Genomic DNA, 16,768 nt, shown 5'->3' on the forward strand with positions numbered 1-16,768 from the left:
GGCGCATCGGCACGGGAGCTCCTCGTTCGGCGGGGGAGATGATGTTTCGGGTTCAGATGTCGTCCCGGGGTTCGGGCTCGGCCGGGCATCCGATGCGGGTTCGGAGGTCCGGCCCAGCCCGCCCCGCCCGAGACGTGCTCGGACGGGGCGGACGGGGATTCAGCAGGTGTTACTTGATGGCTGCGAGCGTCGTCTGCGCGGCCTTCAGGACCGAGTCCGGAAGCGGCGCCGAGCCGGCGTTCTTGGCCGCGACGGCCTGGCCGGCGGTGCTGGTCACGAACGACAGGTAGTCCTTCGCGAGCTTGGCCTGCGCGGCGTCCTTGAACGTCGAGCACAGGATCGCGTACGACGCCAGCGGGATCGGGTAGGTGTCGGCGGTCAGCTTGGTGTAGTCGAACTTCTTCGACAGGTCGCCCTTGATGCCGTTGGACGCGTCGACCGCAGCGGCCTCGAAGGTCGCCGTGACGGCGGCGGGCGAGAACTTCAGCGCCTTGCCGCTCTGGATGATCGCGACCGAGGCCAGGTCGCCGATGGCCGAGTGGTCGGCGTAGCCGATGGTGCCGGTGCCGGACTTGACCGTGTTGACCACGCCCGAGCCGCCCTTCTGCGCCGAGACGTTGCCGGTGACCGGCCACGAGTTGGCGGCCGGGTAGGGCCAGTCCGCGGCCTGCGTGGCGGCGAAGTAGTTGGTCAGGTTCTGCGTGGTGCCCGAGCCGTCCGAGCGCGCGACCGTCGTGATGGCGCCGGCCGCGAGGGCGGTGCCGTTGTCCTTGGTGATGGCCGGGTCGGACCAGTCGGTGATCTGCAGGTTGAAGATCTTCGCGATCGTCGAGCCCGAGAGCTTGAGGTCGGTCACGCCGGGGATGTTGAAGATGATCGCGACGCCGTCGAGGTAGACGGGGATGTTCAGGCCGCCCTCGGTGCACAGCGCCGCCGACTGGGTGGTCTGGTCGGCCTTCAGGGGCGAGTCGGAGCCGGCGAAGTCGTATGCACCGCTGAGGAAGTTGGTGACGCCGCCGCCGGAGCCCTGCGACTTGTCGTAGTTGACGGTCACGCCCTTGACCTGGGCGTTGTAGGCGCTGGTCCATGCGGCCTGCGCGTTGGCCTGGGCGCTGGAGCCACCGGCGGTGATCGTGCCGGTCAGGCTGGCGTCGACCTTGTAGTCCACGGCCGCGGAGCCGGAGGAGGCGGAGCCGGACGGCGCGGTGGTGCTGCCACCGGTGCTGCCGCCGGCGCAGCCGGCGAGCGTGAGCGCCGCGACGGCTGCGACAGCGCCGAGAGTGGCGATGCGGGAGATCTTCACAGGGTGAATCCTTCACAGTTCGGGGTATGAAGCCCGGTGCAGGGCTCGCCTCGAAGGTAGACAGGGACTCTTAAGCGCGTGCGCAGTGAAGGTGAACGAGAGGTGAACGGCCGCTGTGCGCCTCACGTGTGCGTCAGGGCTTGGGATCGTGGGTTTCGATGGCCACGATGCCCGAGCCGGGATTCGTCGACGACAGATGCACCACCGAGAATGAGCCCGTCTCCAGCGCCGAGGCGCTGCCGAGATACGACCCGCGGAGGGTGCCGGTGGCGAGCGCGAGCTCGTGCAGGATGTCGGGCAGCACCGGTCCGTGGCTGCACAGCACCGCGGGCTTGCCCGAGCGCACGCGCTTGCCCACGACGGCGCGGGCGTCGGATTCGCCCGCCTCCCACGCGTCCTGGCTGAGCAGCGCGGTCTGCGTGATCCGGCGGCCGAGCGCCGCGGCCAGGGGGGTGACCGTGCTCACGCACCGCACGGCGTCGCTGGAGATGATCTTGCGCACGCCGAACGCCGACAGCGGACCCACGACGGCCTGAGCCTCGCGGGCGCCGCGATCGGTCAGGGGGCGCGCGGCATCCGCACCCTTCCAGTTCTCCCTCGCCGTCGCCTTCGCGTGCCGCAGCACGACGATCGGGAAGGTCTCGAGGATCCCGTCGTCGACGAACCGCAGGAAGTTCTCGATGATCTCCACGTCGACGGGGTAGCTGAGGTGGGTGAGCGCCTTCTTCGGCGTGATCCATTCCAGCGCGGCGATCTCGCGGTTGGGCACGAACGCCGAGGCGCGGATCGCGTCGTCGGTGGCGTGCGCGGCCCAGTAGTGCACGATCTTCTGTCGACGGCTGGGGGTGCGATAGCGGGAGATGCCGACCGGGATGCCGAGGCGCACCCGGATCCCTGTCTCCTCGAAGATCTCGCGCACCGCCGTCTCGGCGAGCGTCTCGCCGGGGTCGACCTTGCCCTTGGGCAGGGTCACGTCGGCATAGGCGGTGCGATGGATCGCGAGCACCATCAGCTTGCCCTCCACGACACGCCAGACGACCCCTCCGGCGGCGTAGACCGCGGTCTCGGTCATCGCACCGCCCGCGCGCGACGGCGCCGCTGGACGGTGGCCATGGTGCGCTCCTGCAGGTCGATCAGCGGTGCGCCGTCCTCGCCGGTGCTGTGCCGGGTCCACTCGCCGTCCGAGCCGAGCCACCACGAGCTGGTCGTTTCGGCCATGGCGAGGTCGAACAGGTCGGTGAGCTCCTTGACGTGGGCGGGCGCGACGACGCGCACGAGCGCCTCGACGCGGCGGTCGAGGTTGCGGTGCATCATGTCGGCACTGCCGATGTAGACGTGCGGATCGCCGTCGTCGTCGAACGCGAAGATGCGCGAGTGCTCGAGATAGCGACCCAGGATGCTGCGCACGGTGATGTTCTCGCTCATCCCCGGGATGCCGGGCTTGAGCGAGCAGATGCCGCGCACCCACACCTGCACCCGCACACCGGCCTGGCTCGCCCGGTACAGCGCGTCGATGATCTGCTCGTCGACCATCGAGTTGACCTTGATGCGGATGCGCGCCGGCCTGCCGGCCAGCGCGTGTCGACGCTCGTCGTCGATCGCCCGCAGCAGGCCCTTGCGCAGGTGCAGGGGGGCGACCAGGAGCCGCTTGAACTTCTTCTCGATCGCGTAGCCGGACAGCTCGTTGAACAGGCGGGTGAGGTCGCGGCCGACCTGGTCGTCGACGGTGAACAGCCCGAAGTCCTCGTAGATGCGGCTCGTCTTGGGGTTGTAGTTGCCCGTGCCGACGTGGCTGTAGTGGCGCAGCACGCCGTCCTCCTCGCGGATGACGAGCGCCAGCTTGCAGTGCGTCTTCAATCCGACGAGTCCGTAGACGACGTGCACGCCGGCCTTCTCGAGCTTGCGGGCCCAGACGATGTTGGCCGCCTCGTCGAAGCGCGCCTTCACCTCGACGAGGGCGAGCACCTGCTTGCCCGACTCGGCGGCGTCGATGAGGGCCTGCACGATCGGGCTGTCGCCGGAGGTGCGGTACAGCGTCTGCTTGATGGCCAGCACGTGCGGGTCGCGGGCGGCCTGCTCCAGGAACGCCTGCACGCTCGTGGCGAAAGACTCGTACGGGTGATGCACGAGCACGTCCGCGCTGCGGATCGCCGCGAACACGTCGGCGCGGCCGTTCTGCTCCGGCGGCTGGAACGGCACCGCCGTCTTCGGCACGTGGCGCGGGTACTTCAGCTCGGGGCGGTCGATGCGGCCGAGCTCGAACAGACCGCGCAGATCGAGCAGTCCGGGAAGCCGGTAGACCTCCTGCGCCGTGATCGACAGCTCGCTGATCAGCAGGTCGAGGGTCACGTCGTCCATGTCGTCGGTGACCTCGAGCCGGATGGGCGGCCCGAACCGGCGGCGCAGCAGCTCGGCCTCGAGCGCCTGGATGAGGTTCTCGGTCTCGTCCTCCTCGATGGCCACGTCCTCGTTGCGCGTCAGGCGGAACGTGTGGTGGTCGAGGATCTCCATGCCCGGGAACAGATCGCCCAGGTGGTTGGAGATCAGGTCCTCGAGGGGGAGGTATCGGATGGTGTCGGTATCGGGGTCGTGGGGCACCTCGACCAGCCGCGGCAGCATCGGCGGCACTTTGAGGCGGGCGAACTCTTGGCGACCGGTGCGGGCGTTGCGGATGCGGATCGCCAGGTTCAGCGAGAGTCCGGAGATATAGGGGAACGGATGCGCGGGGTCGACGGCCAGCGGCATGAGCACCGGGAACACCTGCGCCTGGAAGTACTCCGACAGCCGCTCCTGCTCCGGGGCGGACAGCTCGCCCCACGACGACACCTCGATGCCCGCGTCGGCCAGGGCCGGACGCACGAGGGTGGTCCAGGCATCCGCGTGTCGCATCTGCAGCCGGTGCGCGTCGGCGGAGATGTCGGCCAGGACGTCCTGCGGAGCGCGTCCGACGTTCGTCGGAACCGCGAGTCCGGTGTTGATGCGGCGCTTGAGACCCGCGACGCGCACCATGAAGAACTCGTCGAGGTTGCTGGCGAAGATCGCCAGGAAGTTCGCGCGCTCGATGAGGGGGAGCGTCGGGTCCTCGGCCAGCTCCAGCACGCGCCGGTTGAACGAGAGCCAGCTGATCTCCCGATCGAGGTACCGGTTCTCGGGGAGCTGCGCGTCGGCGGCTTCCACCGCTTCGTCGAAGTCGTCGTCGTCGGCGTCGCCGAGACCGGCGTCGAGCACGTCGTGGTCGATCATCCCCACATCATTGCAGGGCCGCGTGTCACTCGGGTGAACGGCGACCGGGCTACGGGCGCGCCGAGGGCGCCGCGAGCTGGTCGTCCTCGTAGACGTTGAACCGGTAGCCGACGTTGCGCACGGTACCGATGAGCTGCTCGAGGTCGCCGAGCTTGGCGCGCAGACGACGCACGTGCACGTCGACGGTGCGGGTGCCGCCGAAGTAGTCGTAGCCCCACACCTCGCTGAGCAGCTGCTCGCGCGTGAACACCCGGGAGGGATGCGTCGCGAGGAAGTGCAGCAGCTGGAACTCCTTGTAGGTGAGGTCGAGCGGTTTGCCGTGCACCTTCGCGGAGTAGGAAGCCTCGTCGATCGTGATGCCGGAGGTCTGCACGCGGGTGGACGTCTGCGCCGCGCTCTGCCGGCCGATCGCGAGTCGCACCCGCGCATCGACCTCGGCGGGGCCCGCCGTGACGAGGATCACGTCGTCGACGCCCCAGTCGGTGGAGACGGCGGCCAAGCCCCCCTCGGTGACGACGAGCATCAGCGGCGCGTCGAGCCCGGTGGTGTTGAGGATCTTGCACAGCGACTTCGCGCCGACGAGGTCGGTGCGGGCGTCGACGAAGATCACCTCGGCGCTCGGGGCGTTCACCAGCTGTGCCGGCTCGGCGGGGATCTGGCGCACGCGGTGGCTCAACAGCTCGAGGGCAGGCAGGACGGGCTCGCCCCCCGGGGAGGAGCTCAGAACGAGAAGCTGTGCCAAGAAGAGCCGTCCTTCCGGCGCGGACGGGCGCGCCGTTGGGGACAGTTTACGACGGCGCGACAGCACCCCCGGTCGCGTCCCGGGAGCGGGTGAGCGATGATGGAGCGGTGACCACCTCTGAACTCGCACCGAAGCGCACCTTCGGCGGCGTCGTCGCCGTGTGGGTCGTCGCGGCCGTGATCGGTGTGGTCGTCGGCGTCGCCGTGCCGGCGGTGTGGCGAGGCGCCTGGCTGATCGTGGGGCTGGGCGGATGCCTGCTGCTGTCGTTCGGCATCCAGCTCTGGTTCGGCCGCTCGCAGGGCTTCACCGAGCGCGTCGCGGCCGGCATCCTGGGAGCGCTCCTCGTCCTCGGGGTCATCAGCGCGGGGTTCGGCCTCGCGGCGATCGTTCCCCGCTGACGCGCGGTAGGCTTTTCGCATGGACATCGTCGCACTCGAACTCTTCTTCGTGGGACTCCTGGCGCTCGCGTCGCTTGCGATCCTGTTCGTCTCCGGTGCCGTCGTCTGGAACCTCTACCGCGGCCAGCGCTGATCGGGGCGGTGTCGTGTTCGATCTGCCGACCGACCTGCCCGCCGACCTCGTCCCCCTGTCGTGGCTCCTCGGAGTCTGGGAGGGCACCGGGGTCATCGACTACGCCGCCGACGAGACGCGCCTGACGGGCGAGTTCGCCTACCGCGCGAGCTTCAGCCACGACGGCGGCGACTACCTCAACTACTCCGCGGAGGCGTGGCTGCTGTCGCCGGCCGACGGGGGGGACGAGCCCGCCCGGACGCGACTGGTCGCCGAGACCGGCTTCTGGCGGCTCTCGCGTCCCGCGACCGGACAGGATGCCGGGCCCGGCCTGCTGCCGCCCACCGAACCGCCGGTCGCGCGCACCGCCGACGATGTCGAGGGCCTGCGCAACGTCGAGGGAGGGTTCGACCTCGAGGTGCTGCTGGCCCACTCCGACGGCGTCAGCGAGCTCTACCTCGGCCAGGCGCGCGGTCCGCGCATCGACCTGTCGACCGACTACGTGGCCCGCCCCGCCGGCGCCAAGCAGTACACCGCCGCCTCGCGCATGTACGGCCTCGTCGACGGTCACCTGCTGTGGGCGTGGGACATCGCCGCGCTCGGCCAGGAGCTCGGCTCGCACGCCTCCGCACGGCTCGCGCGGGTGGACTGATGCACGAGGTCTTCTCCCGGGTCCCCGGCGCGGTCGTCGACGAGACCGGCCTGCGTCACCTCGGCAATCCGCTCGGCGAGCAGCGGGCGCTCGCGGCCGGCACGTCCGTCGCACCGCTGGGCGATCGGCGGGTCCTGGCCGTGCCCGGCGAGGACCGGCTGACCTGGTTGGACTCCCTCACGTCGCAGTCGCTCGCGCGGCTGCTGCCCGGTGTGAGCACCGAGATGCTCGTGCTCGATCCGCACGGGCGCGTCGAGCATGCCGCCTCCGTCCTCGACGACGGCGAGACCACGTGGCTCATCGTCGATGCGATCGACGCCGAGGGGCTGCTGAGCTGGCTCGCCCGCATGCGGTTCCGCCTGCGCGTCGCTCCGCGCGATGCGAGCGACGAGTTCGCCGTGGTCGGCGGCACCGCCGCGGCATCCCGCCGTCTTCCGGCCTCCGCACCCGCCGGAACCTCGCTGGTGTGGCACGACCCGTGGCCCGAGGTGACGGCGGGCGGCTGGGGCTACGCCGCGATCGACCCGCATCCGGGCCGCCGCCGCGACTGGACGGAGACGCTCGTGTCGCCGGAGGTGATGACGGCGATGGCGGATGCCGCCGCCACCGGTGATCTCGCCCTCGCGGGGCTGGAGGCGGCCGAGGCGCTCCGCGTCGCGGCGTGGCGTCCGCGGCGGGCGACCGAGGTCGACGAACGGGCGATCCCGCACGAACTGGACTGGCTGCGCACCGCCGTGCACCTGAACAAGGGCTGCTACCGCGGTCAGGAGACCGTCGCGAAGGTGCACAACCTCGGGCACCCGCCGCGGCGGATCGTGGCGCTGCAGCTCGACGGCAGCGGCTCGCGCCTGCCCGCCCGGGGTGCGACCGTGCGCCTGGGCGAGGCCGAGATCGGAACGATCACCTCGGCGGCGCTGCACTACGAGGACGGGCCGATCGCGCTCGCCGTCGTCAAGCGCACCACGCCCGTGGACGCCGAGCTCGTCGTCGACGGCCCGGACGGACCGATCAGCGCCGCGCAGGAGGTCGTGGTGCCGCCCGAGGCCGGCGCCGCGGCGAACGTGCCGCGTCTGCCCCGGCTCGGGCGGCGTGCTCCTGCGTCGTGAGTGCGTGAGAATCGCCTCGTGACCGCACGCCGCGAGCCGCCGACCGACACGGCGGTGATCGACACCCGCTGGCGGACGCGGCTGGATCCGCGTCGCGGTCTCGTGCGCGTCTACGGGTCCGCGAACGCGATCGTGCAGATCGTGGTGGCCGCGACGGCGGCGTATCTCTTCTCGTCGATGGTGCTGGGGCATCCGTCGCCGCTGCTGGCCGCGACCGTCACCGTGTCGAGTCTGGGCCTGGTGCGCGACGCGCGTCCGCGGCGCGTGCTGGAGACGGTGGTGGGGATGCTGGTGGGCATCCTGGTGTCGGAACTCCTGCTCCTCGTCGCGGGCTCGGGCTGGTGGCAGCTCGCTCTCGCGTTGGGGCTCACCCTCGCGGTGGCGCGGTTCCTCAGCGACCAGGCGAGCTTCGCGATCGCCGCGGCCATCCAGTCGCTCATCGTGATGGTGATCCCGGCGGGGGTGCCGTTCCTGCGGCTGATCGACGGCGTGGTCGGAGGAATCGCCGCCCTCCTGGTCACGGCGCTCATCCCGCGCGACGCCCGCCGCGCCGCCGCACGCGACGGCGCGGCCCTGTTCGCCGCCTTCGACGGTGCGTGCGGTGCCATCGGCCAGGCGCTGCGCCGGGCGGATCCGCTGCGGGCGGCGCGCGGGCTCGAGAAGGCCCGCGGTCTGCAGCCCGCCGTCGACCTGTGGCGCGCGTCGCTGGAGTCCGGCCTGGCGATCACCCGCATCTCGCCGTTCCTGCGCCGGCAGCGCTCCGAGCTGGAGCGCGAGGAGCGCATCCGCCGATCGATGGACCTGGCGACCCGCAACCTCCGGGTGATCGGCCGGCGGGTGGTGTATCTCGTCGACGACGGAGTCGCCCGGCCGGTCGCCGCCGACGTGCTCGGCGAGCTCGCCCGCGGCGCCCAGCTCGTCGGGGAGTCGCTGCACGACATCTCGCTGGAGCCGATCGCGCGCGAGACGCTGCGGGCGGTGGCCGGGCGGCTCGACCCGGGCGCGATGGTGCCCGACGCCACCCTCGGCGACCAGAACCTCATCGCCGCGATGCGACCGCTCGCGGTCGACCTGCTGACGGCGACCGGGATGCCCGACGCCGAGGCCCGGGGGAGCGTGCCGCGCATCTGAGGCTGCGGGCTCAGCCGCCACCGGGCGCGACCGCGCTCCACGGCACGGTCACCTCGCCGAGCCGCCAGCGGCTGCGCGCCCGGAGGGGCCACCCGGCATCGGTGAGAGCCTTCAGAGCTGCGCTCCAACGCGCGACCGGTCCGAAAGGCGCGACCGCCGCCGCCCGTTCCCACTCACGATCCAGGGCCCGCAGATAGGCGTGCACGGGCTCTCCCGGCACGTTGCGGTGGATGAGGGCCTTGGGCAGCCGCTCCGCGGCGATCGACGGATGCTCCAGCCCGGCCAGTCGCAGCGACACGGTGAGCGTCTGCGGCAGGGGGCCGGGGCCACCGGCATCCGCCTCGTCCGCGTCGATCGCGACCCACGTGCAGACCCGGCCGATCTCGTCGCACGTGCCCTCGACGAGGAGGCCGCCGGGGGCGATGCGCGCGGCCATGCGGCGCCACGCCTGCGCGACATCGGCCTCGTCGTACTGCCGCAGCACGTTGAACGCGCGGATGACCGCCGGACGGCGCGCGCCGGTGGGCACCTCGAAGCCCCCGAGCCCGAACGACACCCGCGCGTCGGGCGCGAACGCCGTCGCCCCCGCGCGCACGGCGGCCAGCTGCGCTCGTGCACGATCGACCCGCGCCGGTTCGATCTCGAGCCCGAGCACCTCCACGTCCGGGCGCACGCGGACCAGCCGCGCGTGCAGCTCCAGCGCCGTCACGCCGCTCGCGCCATAGCCGAGGTCGACCACGAGCGGGTCGTCGCTGCGCCGCAGGGCCGGATGTCGGGCGATCCACCGGTCGATCCGCCGCAGGCGATTGGTGCCCGTCGTGCCGCGGGTGACGCGGCCCACGGGCGATCCGGCGGCGGGCATGACTCCATGTTCCCAGACGCTCGCCGACAGGCGGTGGCGAGGCATCCGCTCTCGATATCATCGGAGCATGACCGCGCCCTACACGCTGATCCTCCTCCGTCACGGCCAGAGCGAGTGGAACAAGACCAACCAGTTCACCGGCTGGGTCGACGTCCGCCTGACCGACCAGGGCAAGGCCGAGGCCGCACGCGGCGGCGAACTGCTCGCCGACGCCGGCATCCTGCCCGATGTGCTGCACACCTCGGTGCTCAGCCGTGCCATCCAGACCGCGAACATCGCCCTCGAGGCGGCCGACCGGCTGTGGATCCCGGTGAAGCGCTCGTGGCGGCTCAACGAGCGCCACTACGGTGCGCTGCAGGGCAAGGACAAGGCTCAGACCCTCGAGGAGTTCGGCAACGAGCAGTTCATGCTGTGGCGCCGCTCGTTCGACGTGCCGCCGCCGCCGCTGCCCGCGGACGACCAGTACAGCCAGATCGGCGACCCGCGCTACGCCGGCATCGACGGCGAGGTGCCCGACACCGAGTCGCTCAAGCTCGTGATCGACCGCATGCTGCCCTATTGGCACAGCGACATCGTGCCCGACCTGCAGGCGGGCAAGACGGTGCTCGTCACCGCGCACGGCAACTCGCTGCGCGGCCTCGTCAAGCACCTCGACGGCATCAGCGACGCCGACATCGCCGAGCTGAACATCCCCACCGGCATCCCGCTGGTCTACCGCCTCGACGAGAACCTCGTCCCCCTCGGCCCGGGGGAGTACCTCGACCCCGAGGCCGCCGCCGCCGGCGCCGCCGCGGTCGCCGCACAGGGCAAGAAGTAGTCGCGCCTCACGCGTACGAAGAAGAGCGGATGCCTCCCCCCGAGGCATCCGCTCTTCTGTTGCGGTGGACGCGAAGCGTCAGACGACCGCGGCCTCTTCGTCGTCGTTGCCCGCCCAGTCGCCCGTGGCGAGGTAGACGACCTTCTTCGAGATCGACACGGCGTGGTCGCCGAAGCGCTCGAGGTAGCGGCTGGCCAGCGTCGCATCGACGGTGGCGGACGCCTCGCCCTGCCAGCTGTCGCTGAGCACCTTCTCGAACACGCTGATGTGCAGCTCGTCGATCGCGTCGTCGGAGTTGCGGATCAGCTCGGCGAGGTCGAGGTCTTCGCTGCGCAGCAGCTCGGTGAGGGTGCGGGCGACCTCCACGTCGAGCTCGCCCATGCGGGTGAAGGTGCCCTTCAGGCCCTTGGGGATGGCCCGCTCCGGGAACCGCATGCGGGTCAGCTGGGCGATGTGCTCGGCGATGTCGCCCATGCGCTCGAGCGAGGCGCTCACGCGCAGCGCGGTGACTACGATGCGCAGGTCGCGGGCGACCGGCTGCTGACGGGCGAGGATCTCGATGGCCAGTTCGTCGAGGGCGATCGCCTTGTCGTCGATGACGGCGTCGGCGTCGATGACCTCTTCGGCCAGCGCGACGTCACTGGAGCCGAACGCGCGGGTGGCCTTGTCGATCGCGACCGTGACGAGCTCGGCGATCTCGACGAGTCGCGCCTGCACATCTTCGAGCGACTGGTGGAAAACTTCGCGCATCGCAGCACCTCCTGGTTCACGGGGCGGGTGGTGGGACGGATGACGTCCCTCGTGGCGACGAACGCCGCCGGTTAGCGATTCTCGCCAGCCGAGGTTAACGGTTGGTGCCCCCGCGGTGAATAGTACCGTCGCCGCGTGGGGTCTGAGACGCGCACGGGAGGGGTGCTCCCCGCGGCCGTCTACGCTAAGTCGCATGGACTCGACGCCGTTGGCGCTTCTCGCGCTCGCGATCGGCGTGATCTTCGGCGGAGGGGTGTCCGCGATCGTCGTGATCGCGCTGCGCGCACGGGATCGGCAGAGGCTGGCGGCGTCCGCCGACATCCCCGACGGGGTGCGTCAGGTGCTGCGCGGGCTCGACGACGCCGCCATCGTGATCGACGGCTCCACCACGGTCCTCGCCGCCTCGCCCCAGGCCACGCCGTTCGGGATGCAGGAGGGCGAGGTGATCCGCAGCGACGAGCTGAGGGCGCTCGCCCGCAGCGCCCGGGAGGCGCGCGGATCGGCCACCGAGACGCTGCGGCTGCGCCGGGGCACGCCGCCGGTCGAGCCTCGGCTCGTGGCCGCCCGCGCCACGAAGATCTCCGAGCGACTCATCCTCCTGGTGTTCCGCGACATCACCGAGCGCGAACGCGTGGAGGAGATGCGCCGGGACTTCGTGGCCAACACCAGCCACGAGCTGAAGACGCCGGTGGGCGCGGTGAGCCTCCTCGCCGAGGCCATCATCTCCGCCGCCGACGACCCCGATCAGGTGCGCAACTTCGCCTCGCGCCTGAGCGCGGAGGCGACCCGGCTGGCCGGGCTCACCTCGCGCATCATGAGCCTGTCCCGGCTGCAGGCCGCCGACGAGCTGAACGACGATCGCGAGGTGCCGGTCGACGAGGTCGTCGCCTCGGCCATCGACGCGCACCTGCTGCAGGCCGATTCGGCCGGCGTCGAGGTGCTGCGCGGCGGCGACCGCCGGCTGTACGTGCGCGGCGACGCGCAGGTGCTGAGCGAGGCCGTCGGAAACCTGCTGGCCAACGCGATCGCCTACTCGCCGCGCGGCTCGTCGGTGGGTGTCGGGGTGCGCGGCGTCGCGGACGTCGTCGAGATCGCCGTCACCGATCGCGGCATCGGCATCTCGGAGGCGGACCAGCAGCGAATCTTCGAGCGCTTCTACCGCGCCGATCAGGCGCGTTCGCGCCGCACCGGCGGCACCGGTCTCGGCCTGTCGATCGTGAAGTACGCCGTGCAGCGCCACGGCGGCGAGGTGAAGCTGTGGTCGCGCCCCGGCCGGGGGTCCACCTTCACCATCCGGCTTCCGCTCGTGGACGCTCCGGTCGACCCGACGGAGCGCAAGAAGAAGCGCGAGCGCAAGAAGAAGTCGTCGTCGAGCGGTTCCGCCGCCGCCGCGTCGGCGACGCCTGCCGGCGCCGCATCCGTCCCCGAAACCTTCCGCACCCGCTCTTCGAATGGAGACACCGCATGACCCGCGTCCTGATCGTCGAGGACGAGCCGGATCTGGCCGATCCGCTCGCCTACCTGCTGCGCCGAGAGGGCTACGAGGCCGAGATCGCCGAGGACGGGCCCAGTGCGCTGAGCGCCTTCCGCGAGCGCGGCGCCGACATCGTGCTGCTCGACCTGATGCTGCCCGGGATGCCCGGCACGGAGGTGTGCCGCCAGATCAGGGCCTCGTCGGCGGTGCCGATCATCATGCTCACCGCGAAGGACTCCGAAGTCGACATCGTCGTGGGGCTGGAGCTCGGCGCCGACGACTACGTCACGAAGCCGTATTCGGCGCGCGAGCTGCTCGCCCGCATGCGCGCCGTGCTGCGCCGCCTCGTGCAGATCGACAGCGACCTCGATGAGCGGGTGCTCTCCGGCGGCCGCGTCACCGTCGACATCGATCGCCACACCGTGGCCGTCGACGGGCGCGAGATCGGCATGCCGCTGAAGGAGTTCGAGCTGCTCGAGGTGCTCATGCGCAACGCCGGTCGCGTGCTCACGCGAGGGCAGCTCATCGACCGCGTGTGGGGCACCGACTACTTCGGCGACACGAAGACCCTCGACGTGCACATCAAGCGGATCCGCTCGCGCATCGAGGAGAACCCGAGCGACCCCACGATGCTGGTGACCGTGCGCGGGCTCGGCTACCGCTTCGAGGCCTGACCGACAGGAGTCGCGACGGCGCCCCGAGGGTGCCGTCGCGGCGGCCTCGTCAGGGGGTCGTGGTCGGAGTGGGCGTGGCGGATGCCGCCGGCGTGGCCGATGTCGTCGGGCGCGGCGTGGGCACCAGGTTCGTGAGGTAGTCGAGCTTGCCGTCGAGGATCGGCACGGTGGCCAGGTTCCCCTGGTCTCCCGCGGAGAAGTAGACCGCGATGTCGCTGCCCGGCTTGGCGTCGAGGCCCTCGAGCAGGAGCGGGTCGGTGTCGGCGGTGCCGAGGCTGACCGTGCCGTTGGCCGGCACGCGGACGGAGTCGGTGATCGCGCCGTTGCGGATGTCGATCGTCAGCGTCTGGGCCGAGGACGATTCGTTGACGATCGCTCCGACGAGGTTCCCGGCCGAACCGTCGGCGGTCGCCACGATGAGCACGTTGCGCAGCTTGAGCGGTCCGGTCCCGTTGACGTTGATGCCGTCGGACGGCGCGTAGGGGATGGTGGTGGCCTGCGGGGAGATCATGCTGCAACCGGTCGCGCCGAGGACGACGGCGGCACCCAGGGCGACGGACGCGATGAGGCGCGATTTCACGGATCCTCCAGAACGATCGAGACGGCTGTCCTCGTATTCTATGGGGTTCGCTGGCGCCGCCGCGGGACGTCCGGGGCCCTGCTCGGCGAACCTTAGCGCATGTCGCCTGTGGTATGCTTGACGTTGCCGAAAGGACATAACTGCATGCTTTTTGAGGTTGGCGAGACGGTCGTCTACCCCCACCACGGGGCGGCCACGATCGCGGAAGTGAAGACCCGCGTCATCAAGGGCGAGGAGAAGGTCTATCTCAAACTCCGCGTCACGCAGGGCGATCTGACCATCGAGGTTCCGGCCGACAACGTCGACCTGGTCGGCGTTCGCGACGTGATCGGCAAGGAGGGCCTCGAGCGGGTGTTCGAGGTGCTGCGCGCGCCGTTCACCGAAGAGCCCACCAACTGGTCTCGCCGCTACAAGGCCAACCTCGAGAAGCTCGCCTCCGGCGATGTGATCAAGGTCAGCGAGGTCGTACGCGACCTGTGGCGCCGCGATCAGGACCGCGGCCTCTCCGCCGGCGAGAAGCGCATGCTCGCGAAGGCGCGGCAGATCCTCATCTCCGAGCTCGCCCTCGCCGAGAAGACCGACGAGGAGCAGGCCGGCGTGGTGCTCGACGAGGTCCTCGCGAGCTGATCGCCCCGTGCGGTGATGTCGCACCGACATCGGGGCGACGCGGTGCAGGGTTCCGCCGCGGTCGCGGCGACCGGATAGCCTCGCTTCCGTGACCGTCGAACCTGTTCCCACCGTCGCCGTCGTCGTCGTCGCCGCGGGTTCGGGCACGCGTCTGGGCGCCGGAGCACCGAAGGCACTCGTGGGGCTCGACCGCCACACGATCCTGCGTCACGCGCTCGACGGAGTGTTCGCGGCGCCCTCCGCGCAGGTGATCGTGGTCGCGCCCGAAGGGCACGAAGGCGCCGCGCTCACCGACGCGCTCGCCGCGGCCGGCGCGCATCACGACCTCGTGTCTGTCGTTCCCGGCGGGCCCACACGACAGGCATCCGTCGCCGCCGGCCTGGCCGCGGTGTGGGGCGACGTCGAGGTCGTCCTCGTGCACGACGCGGCCCGGGCGCTCACCCCGCCGGCGGTCTTCGAGCGGGTGATACGGGCCGTCCGGGCGGGCGCACCGGGGGTGCTGCCCGTCGTGCCCGTCGTCGACACGATCAAGCGGGTCGACGGCGCCGTGGTGACGGGAGCCGTCGACCGGGCCGAGCTGTCGGCCGCGCAGACCCCGCAGGGCTTCGACCGCGCGGTGCTGGATGCCGCCTACGGCGCCGCCGAGCGCGAGTACACCGACGACGCGGCGCTCGTGGGCGACCACATCGCCGCCCGCGGCGGTCGCATCACGACGGTCGCCGGGGACCCGCTGTCGTTCAAGGTCACCACGCCCGACGACCTCGTGCGCGCCCGCTCGCTGCTGGCGCAGCATCCGCATCCGTCCCCCACCTCCGCACCCGTGACCGCGCCGCGCGTGGGGATCGGGACCGATGTGCACGGCTTCGGCGGCGAGGGTGCGCTGTGGCTCGCGGGCCTGGAATGGCCGGGGGAGCCGGCGCTGTCGGGGCACTCCGACGGCGACGCGGTCGCGCACGCGATCGTCGACGCCCTGCTCGCGGCAGCGGGTCTCGGCGACATCGGCACGCATTTCGGCACCGACCACCCGGAATACGCCGGCGCGCACGCCGAGGCGTTCCTCGCGCGCACGGTCGATCTGCTCCGGACGGCCGGGTGGCGCGTGGGGAACGTCTCGGTGCAGGTGCAGGCGAACCGGCCGCGGTTCGCGGCGCGCCGTGCGGAAGCCGAGGCCGCGCTGTCGGCCGCGCTGGGCGGTGCATCCGTCGCGGTGAGCGCGACCACCACCGACGGACTCGGGTTCACCGGGCGCGCCGAGGGCGTCGCGGCGTTCGCGGTCGCTCTCGTGCTGCCGGCCTGAGCCGCCGCGACCGGGGCGAGCGAGCCCGAAGCGCGCCCGCCCCGCCGGCGGTGACGCCTCCGCCGCGGGGGGCCTACTTCCATTCGACCCCGCCGCCTCGGCGAGTGACGGATGTGCCCGCACTCGCGAGTTCTTGGATGGTGAAGACGAGCGACATACTCCGTTCGTTATCGCCCACGGTCACGCCGCTGAAGGGGTCGCCGCCGACAGCGGCCTCGAACTCGCTCCACGCTGCAAGGAGATCGGCGTGCTCCACGGCGTCGCTATCGGCGTCGTAGATCTGCGTCCGGTGTCCCGGGCGCTCGAGGGAGACGCGCAGGTCGTGCACACGGACGGTTCCTTCCCCGCATCGGAACACCCAATTCGCGTCCCACGGGGTTGACGCACCGCGTGCGGCCCACGTCGCGCCGTATGTCACGAGGGCCCCGTGATCGAGGCGGAGTACCGCGTCGAGATCGGTCATGCCCACGTACGCCGTGCCGTCCAAACGTGCGGACCATGCGCCCAAGACCTGCGCTTCGCTGCCTGTCAGGTAACGGAGCAGGTCCAGGTGGTGGATCGTCATGTCGTCCAAGAGCGGGTGGGGGAGCCGCTCGCGCTTGCCCTCGAGGAACTCAGGCTGTGCGAACGAGATCGCGACGTGATGCAGCTGACCCGCAGCACGGAGTGCGTCCCGCGCGCTGCGCACCCAGGGGCGGAGCCGATAGTTCTGATCGACGCGGATGACGACATCGGTTTGTTCTGCCAGGGCTACGAGCTCGGTCAGCTCGGTGCGCGAGGCGACGAGCGGCTTCTCGCACAGCACCGGGATCCCACGCTTGACTGCGTACGCGATCGCCTCCTGGTGTAGCCCCACCGGGAGCGTGATCACCGCGGCCGCGAGGTCGGGCTCGTCGAGGATCGCGGTGTAGTCGCGTCGGGTCGTCCCGGTGTCGAGGTGCTCACGTCCGACGACCTCGACACCGGGAACCCGATCCAGCGTGTATGACCATGCGCGACC

The 16,768-nt window shown here is 71.2% G+C and carries 17 protein-coding genes; 9 read left to right on the forward strand and 8 right to left on the reverse strand.

The genetic code is table 11. The features are described from left to right. Positions 1 to 169: 169 nt before the first annotated feature. The 4 genes from ACSJDX_RS08490 to ACSJDX_RS08505 all read right to left on the reverse strand — a co-directional run bounded on the left by ACSJDX_RS08490 (position 170) and on the right by ACSJDX_RS08505 (position 5,288). On the reverse strand, positions 170 to 1,303 hold the full coding sequence (locus ACSJDX_RS08490) for a substrate-binding domain-containing protein (protein ID WP_438352252.1): 1,134 nt from the start codon (positions 1,301 to 1,303) through the stop codon (positions 170 to 172). A 133-nt stretch (positions 1,304 to 1,436) separates the two neighbouring features. Next, positions 1,437 to 2,375: an NUDIX hydrolase gene (locus ACSJDX_RS08495; protein ID WP_438352253.1), complete on the reverse strand. Its 939-nt coding sequence runs from the start codon at positions 2,373 to 2,375 to the stop codon at positions 1,437 to 1,439. Beyond that, positions 2,372 to 4,546, reverse strand: a complete 2,175-nt coding sequence (locus ACSJDX_RS08500; protein WP_438352254.1) for an RNA degradosome polyphosphate kinase — start codon at positions 4,544 to 4,546, stop codon at positions 2,372 to 2,374. The genes ACSJDX_RS08495 and ACSJDX_RS08500 overlap by 4 nt, the downstream gene beginning before the upstream one ends. 49 nt (positions 4,547 to 4,595) lie before the next feature. After that, positions 4,596 to 5,288, reverse strand: a complete 693-nt coding sequence (locus tag ACSJDX_RS08505; RefSeq protein ID WP_438352255.1) for a winged helix-turn-helix domain-containing protein — start codon at positions 5,286 to 5,288, stop codon at positions 4,596 to 4,598. 107 nt (positions 5,289 to 5,395) lie between these two features. On the opposite strand from ACSJDX_RS08505, the gene ACSJDX_RS08510 reads away from it, so the two are divergent. The 4 genes from ACSJDX_RS08510 (at position 5,396) to ACSJDX_RS08525 (ending at position 8,687) form a co-directional block, all read left to right on the forward strand. Further along, the gene (locus ACSJDX_RS08510) at positions 5,396 to 5,686 is read left to right on the forward strand and encodes a hypothetical protein (RefSeq protein ID WP_438352256.1); all 291 of its coding nucleotides are present in this window, start codon (positions 5,396 to 5,398) and stop codon (positions 5,684 to 5,686) included. Positions 5,687 to 5,832: 146 nt separating this feature from the next. After that, positions 5,833 to 6,450, forward strand: a complete 618-nt coding sequence (locus tag ACSJDX_RS08515; RefSeq protein WP_438352257.1) for an FABP family protein — start codon at positions 5,833 to 5,835, stop codon at positions 6,448 to 6,450. Then, positions 6,450 to 7,556: a CAF17-like 4Fe-4S cluster assembly/insertion protein YgfZ gene (ygfZ, locus tag ACSJDX_RS08520; RefSeq protein WP_438352258.1), complete on the forward strand. Its 1,107-nt coding sequence runs from the start codon at positions 6,450 to 6,452 to the stop codon at positions 7,554 to 7,556. The genes ACSJDX_RS08515 and ygfZ overlap by 1 nt, the downstream gene beginning before the upstream one ends. A gap of 18 nt (positions 7,557 to 7,574) precedes the next feature. Beyond that, complete coding sequence (locus tag ACSJDX_RS08525; protein ID WP_438352259.1) at positions 7,575 to 8,687, forward strand: FUSC family protein; 1,113 nt, start codon at positions 7,575 to 7,577, stop codon at positions 8,685 to 8,687. Between the two features lie 10 nt (positions 8,688 to 8,697). Here the strand turns inward: ACSJDX_RS08525 and ACSJDX_RS08530 are convergent, their stop codons facing one another. Next, positions 8,698 to 9,549 carry a class I SAM-dependent methyltransferase gene (locus ACSJDX_RS08530; protein WP_438352260.1) on the reverse strand — a complete coding sequence of 284 codons (852 nt, stop codon included), beginning with the start codon at positions 9,547 to 9,549 and terminating at the stop codon, positions 8,698 to 8,700. Positions 9,550 to 9,616: 67 nt separating this feature from the next. Between ACSJDX_RS08530 and ACSJDX_RS08535 the strand changes: the two genes are divergently transcribed. Next, positions 9,617 to 10,366, forward strand: a complete 750-nt coding sequence (locus tag ACSJDX_RS08535; RefSeq protein WP_438352261.1) for a phosphoglyceromutase — start codon at positions 9,617 to 9,619, stop codon at positions 10,364 to 10,366. 78 nt (positions 10,367 to 10,444) lie between these two features. On the opposite strand, the gene phoU is transcribed toward ACSJDX_RS08535, so the two are convergent. After that, complete coding sequence (phoU, locus tag ACSJDX_RS08540) at positions 10,445 to 11,116, reverse strand: phosphate signaling complex protein PhoU (protein ID WP_438352262.1); 672 nt, start codon at positions 11,114 to 11,116, stop codon at positions 10,445 to 10,447. Positions 11,117 to 11,309: 193 nt separating this feature from the next. Between phoU and ACSJDX_RS08545 the strand changes: the two genes are divergently transcribed. Together ACSJDX_RS08545 and ACSJDX_RS08550 are read left to right on the forward strand one after the other, a co-directional pair. Next, on the forward strand, positions 11,310 to 12,584 hold the full coding sequence (locus tag ACSJDX_RS08545; protein WP_438352263.1) for a sensor histidine kinase: 1,275 nt from the start codon (positions 11,310 to 11,312) through the stop codon (positions 12,582 to 12,584). Beyond that, positions 12,581 to 13,264 (forward strand): response regulator, encoded by a 684-nt coding sequence (locus tag ACSJDX_RS08550; RefSeq protein WP_438352264.1) that lies wholly within the window; start codon positions 12,581 to 12,583, stop codon positions 13,262 to 13,264. The genes ACSJDX_RS08545 and ACSJDX_RS08550 overlap by 4 nt, the downstream gene beginning before the upstream one ends. A 49-nt stretch (positions 13,265 to 13,313) precedes the next feature. Here ACSJDX_RS08550 and ACSJDX_RS08555 read toward each other — a convergent pair whose 3' ends face one another. Continuing rightward, positions 13,314 to 13,844, reverse strand: a complete 531-nt coding sequence (locus ACSJDX_RS08555; protein ID WP_438352265.1) for a DNA modification methylase — start codon at positions 13,842 to 13,844, stop codon at positions 13,314 to 13,316. 144 nt (positions 13,845 to 13,988) lie between these two features. Here ACSJDX_RS08555 and ACSJDX_RS08560 point away from each other — a divergent pair, with 144 nt between their 5' ends. Together ACSJDX_RS08560 and ispD are read left to right on the forward strand one after the other, a co-directional pair. Continuing rightward, positions 13,989 to 14,471 (forward strand): CarD family transcriptional regulator, encoded by a 483-nt coding sequence (locus tag ACSJDX_RS08560; protein WP_141883814.1) that lies wholly within the window; start codon positions 13,989 to 13,991, stop codon positions 14,469 to 14,471. Positions 14,472 to 14,559: 88 nt separating this feature from the next. Continuing rightward, positions 14,560 to 15,768: a 2-C-methyl-D-erythritol 4-phosphate cytidylyltransferase gene (gene ispD / locus ACSJDX_RS08565; protein WP_438352266.1), complete on the forward strand. Its 1,209-nt coding sequence runs from the start codon at positions 14,560 to 14,562 to the stop codon at positions 15,766 to 15,768. A 73-nt stretch (positions 15,769 to 15,841) separates the two neighbouring features. Here ispD and ACSJDX_RS08570 read toward each other — a convergent pair whose 3' ends face one another. Continuing rightward, positions 15,842 to 16,639 (reverse strand): Gfo/Idh/MocA family protein, encoded by a 798-nt coding sequence (locus ACSJDX_RS08570; protein WP_438352267.1) that lies wholly within the window; start codon positions 16,637 to 16,639, stop codon positions 15,842 to 15,844. Positions 16,640 to 16,768 lie beyond the last annotated feature (129 nt).

The organism is Microbacterium fluminis (genome assembly GCF_051549805.1).
In the GTDB taxonomy this organism is placed as follows: Bacteria; Actinomycetota; Actinomycetes; order Actinomycetales; family Microbacteriaceae; genus Microbacterium.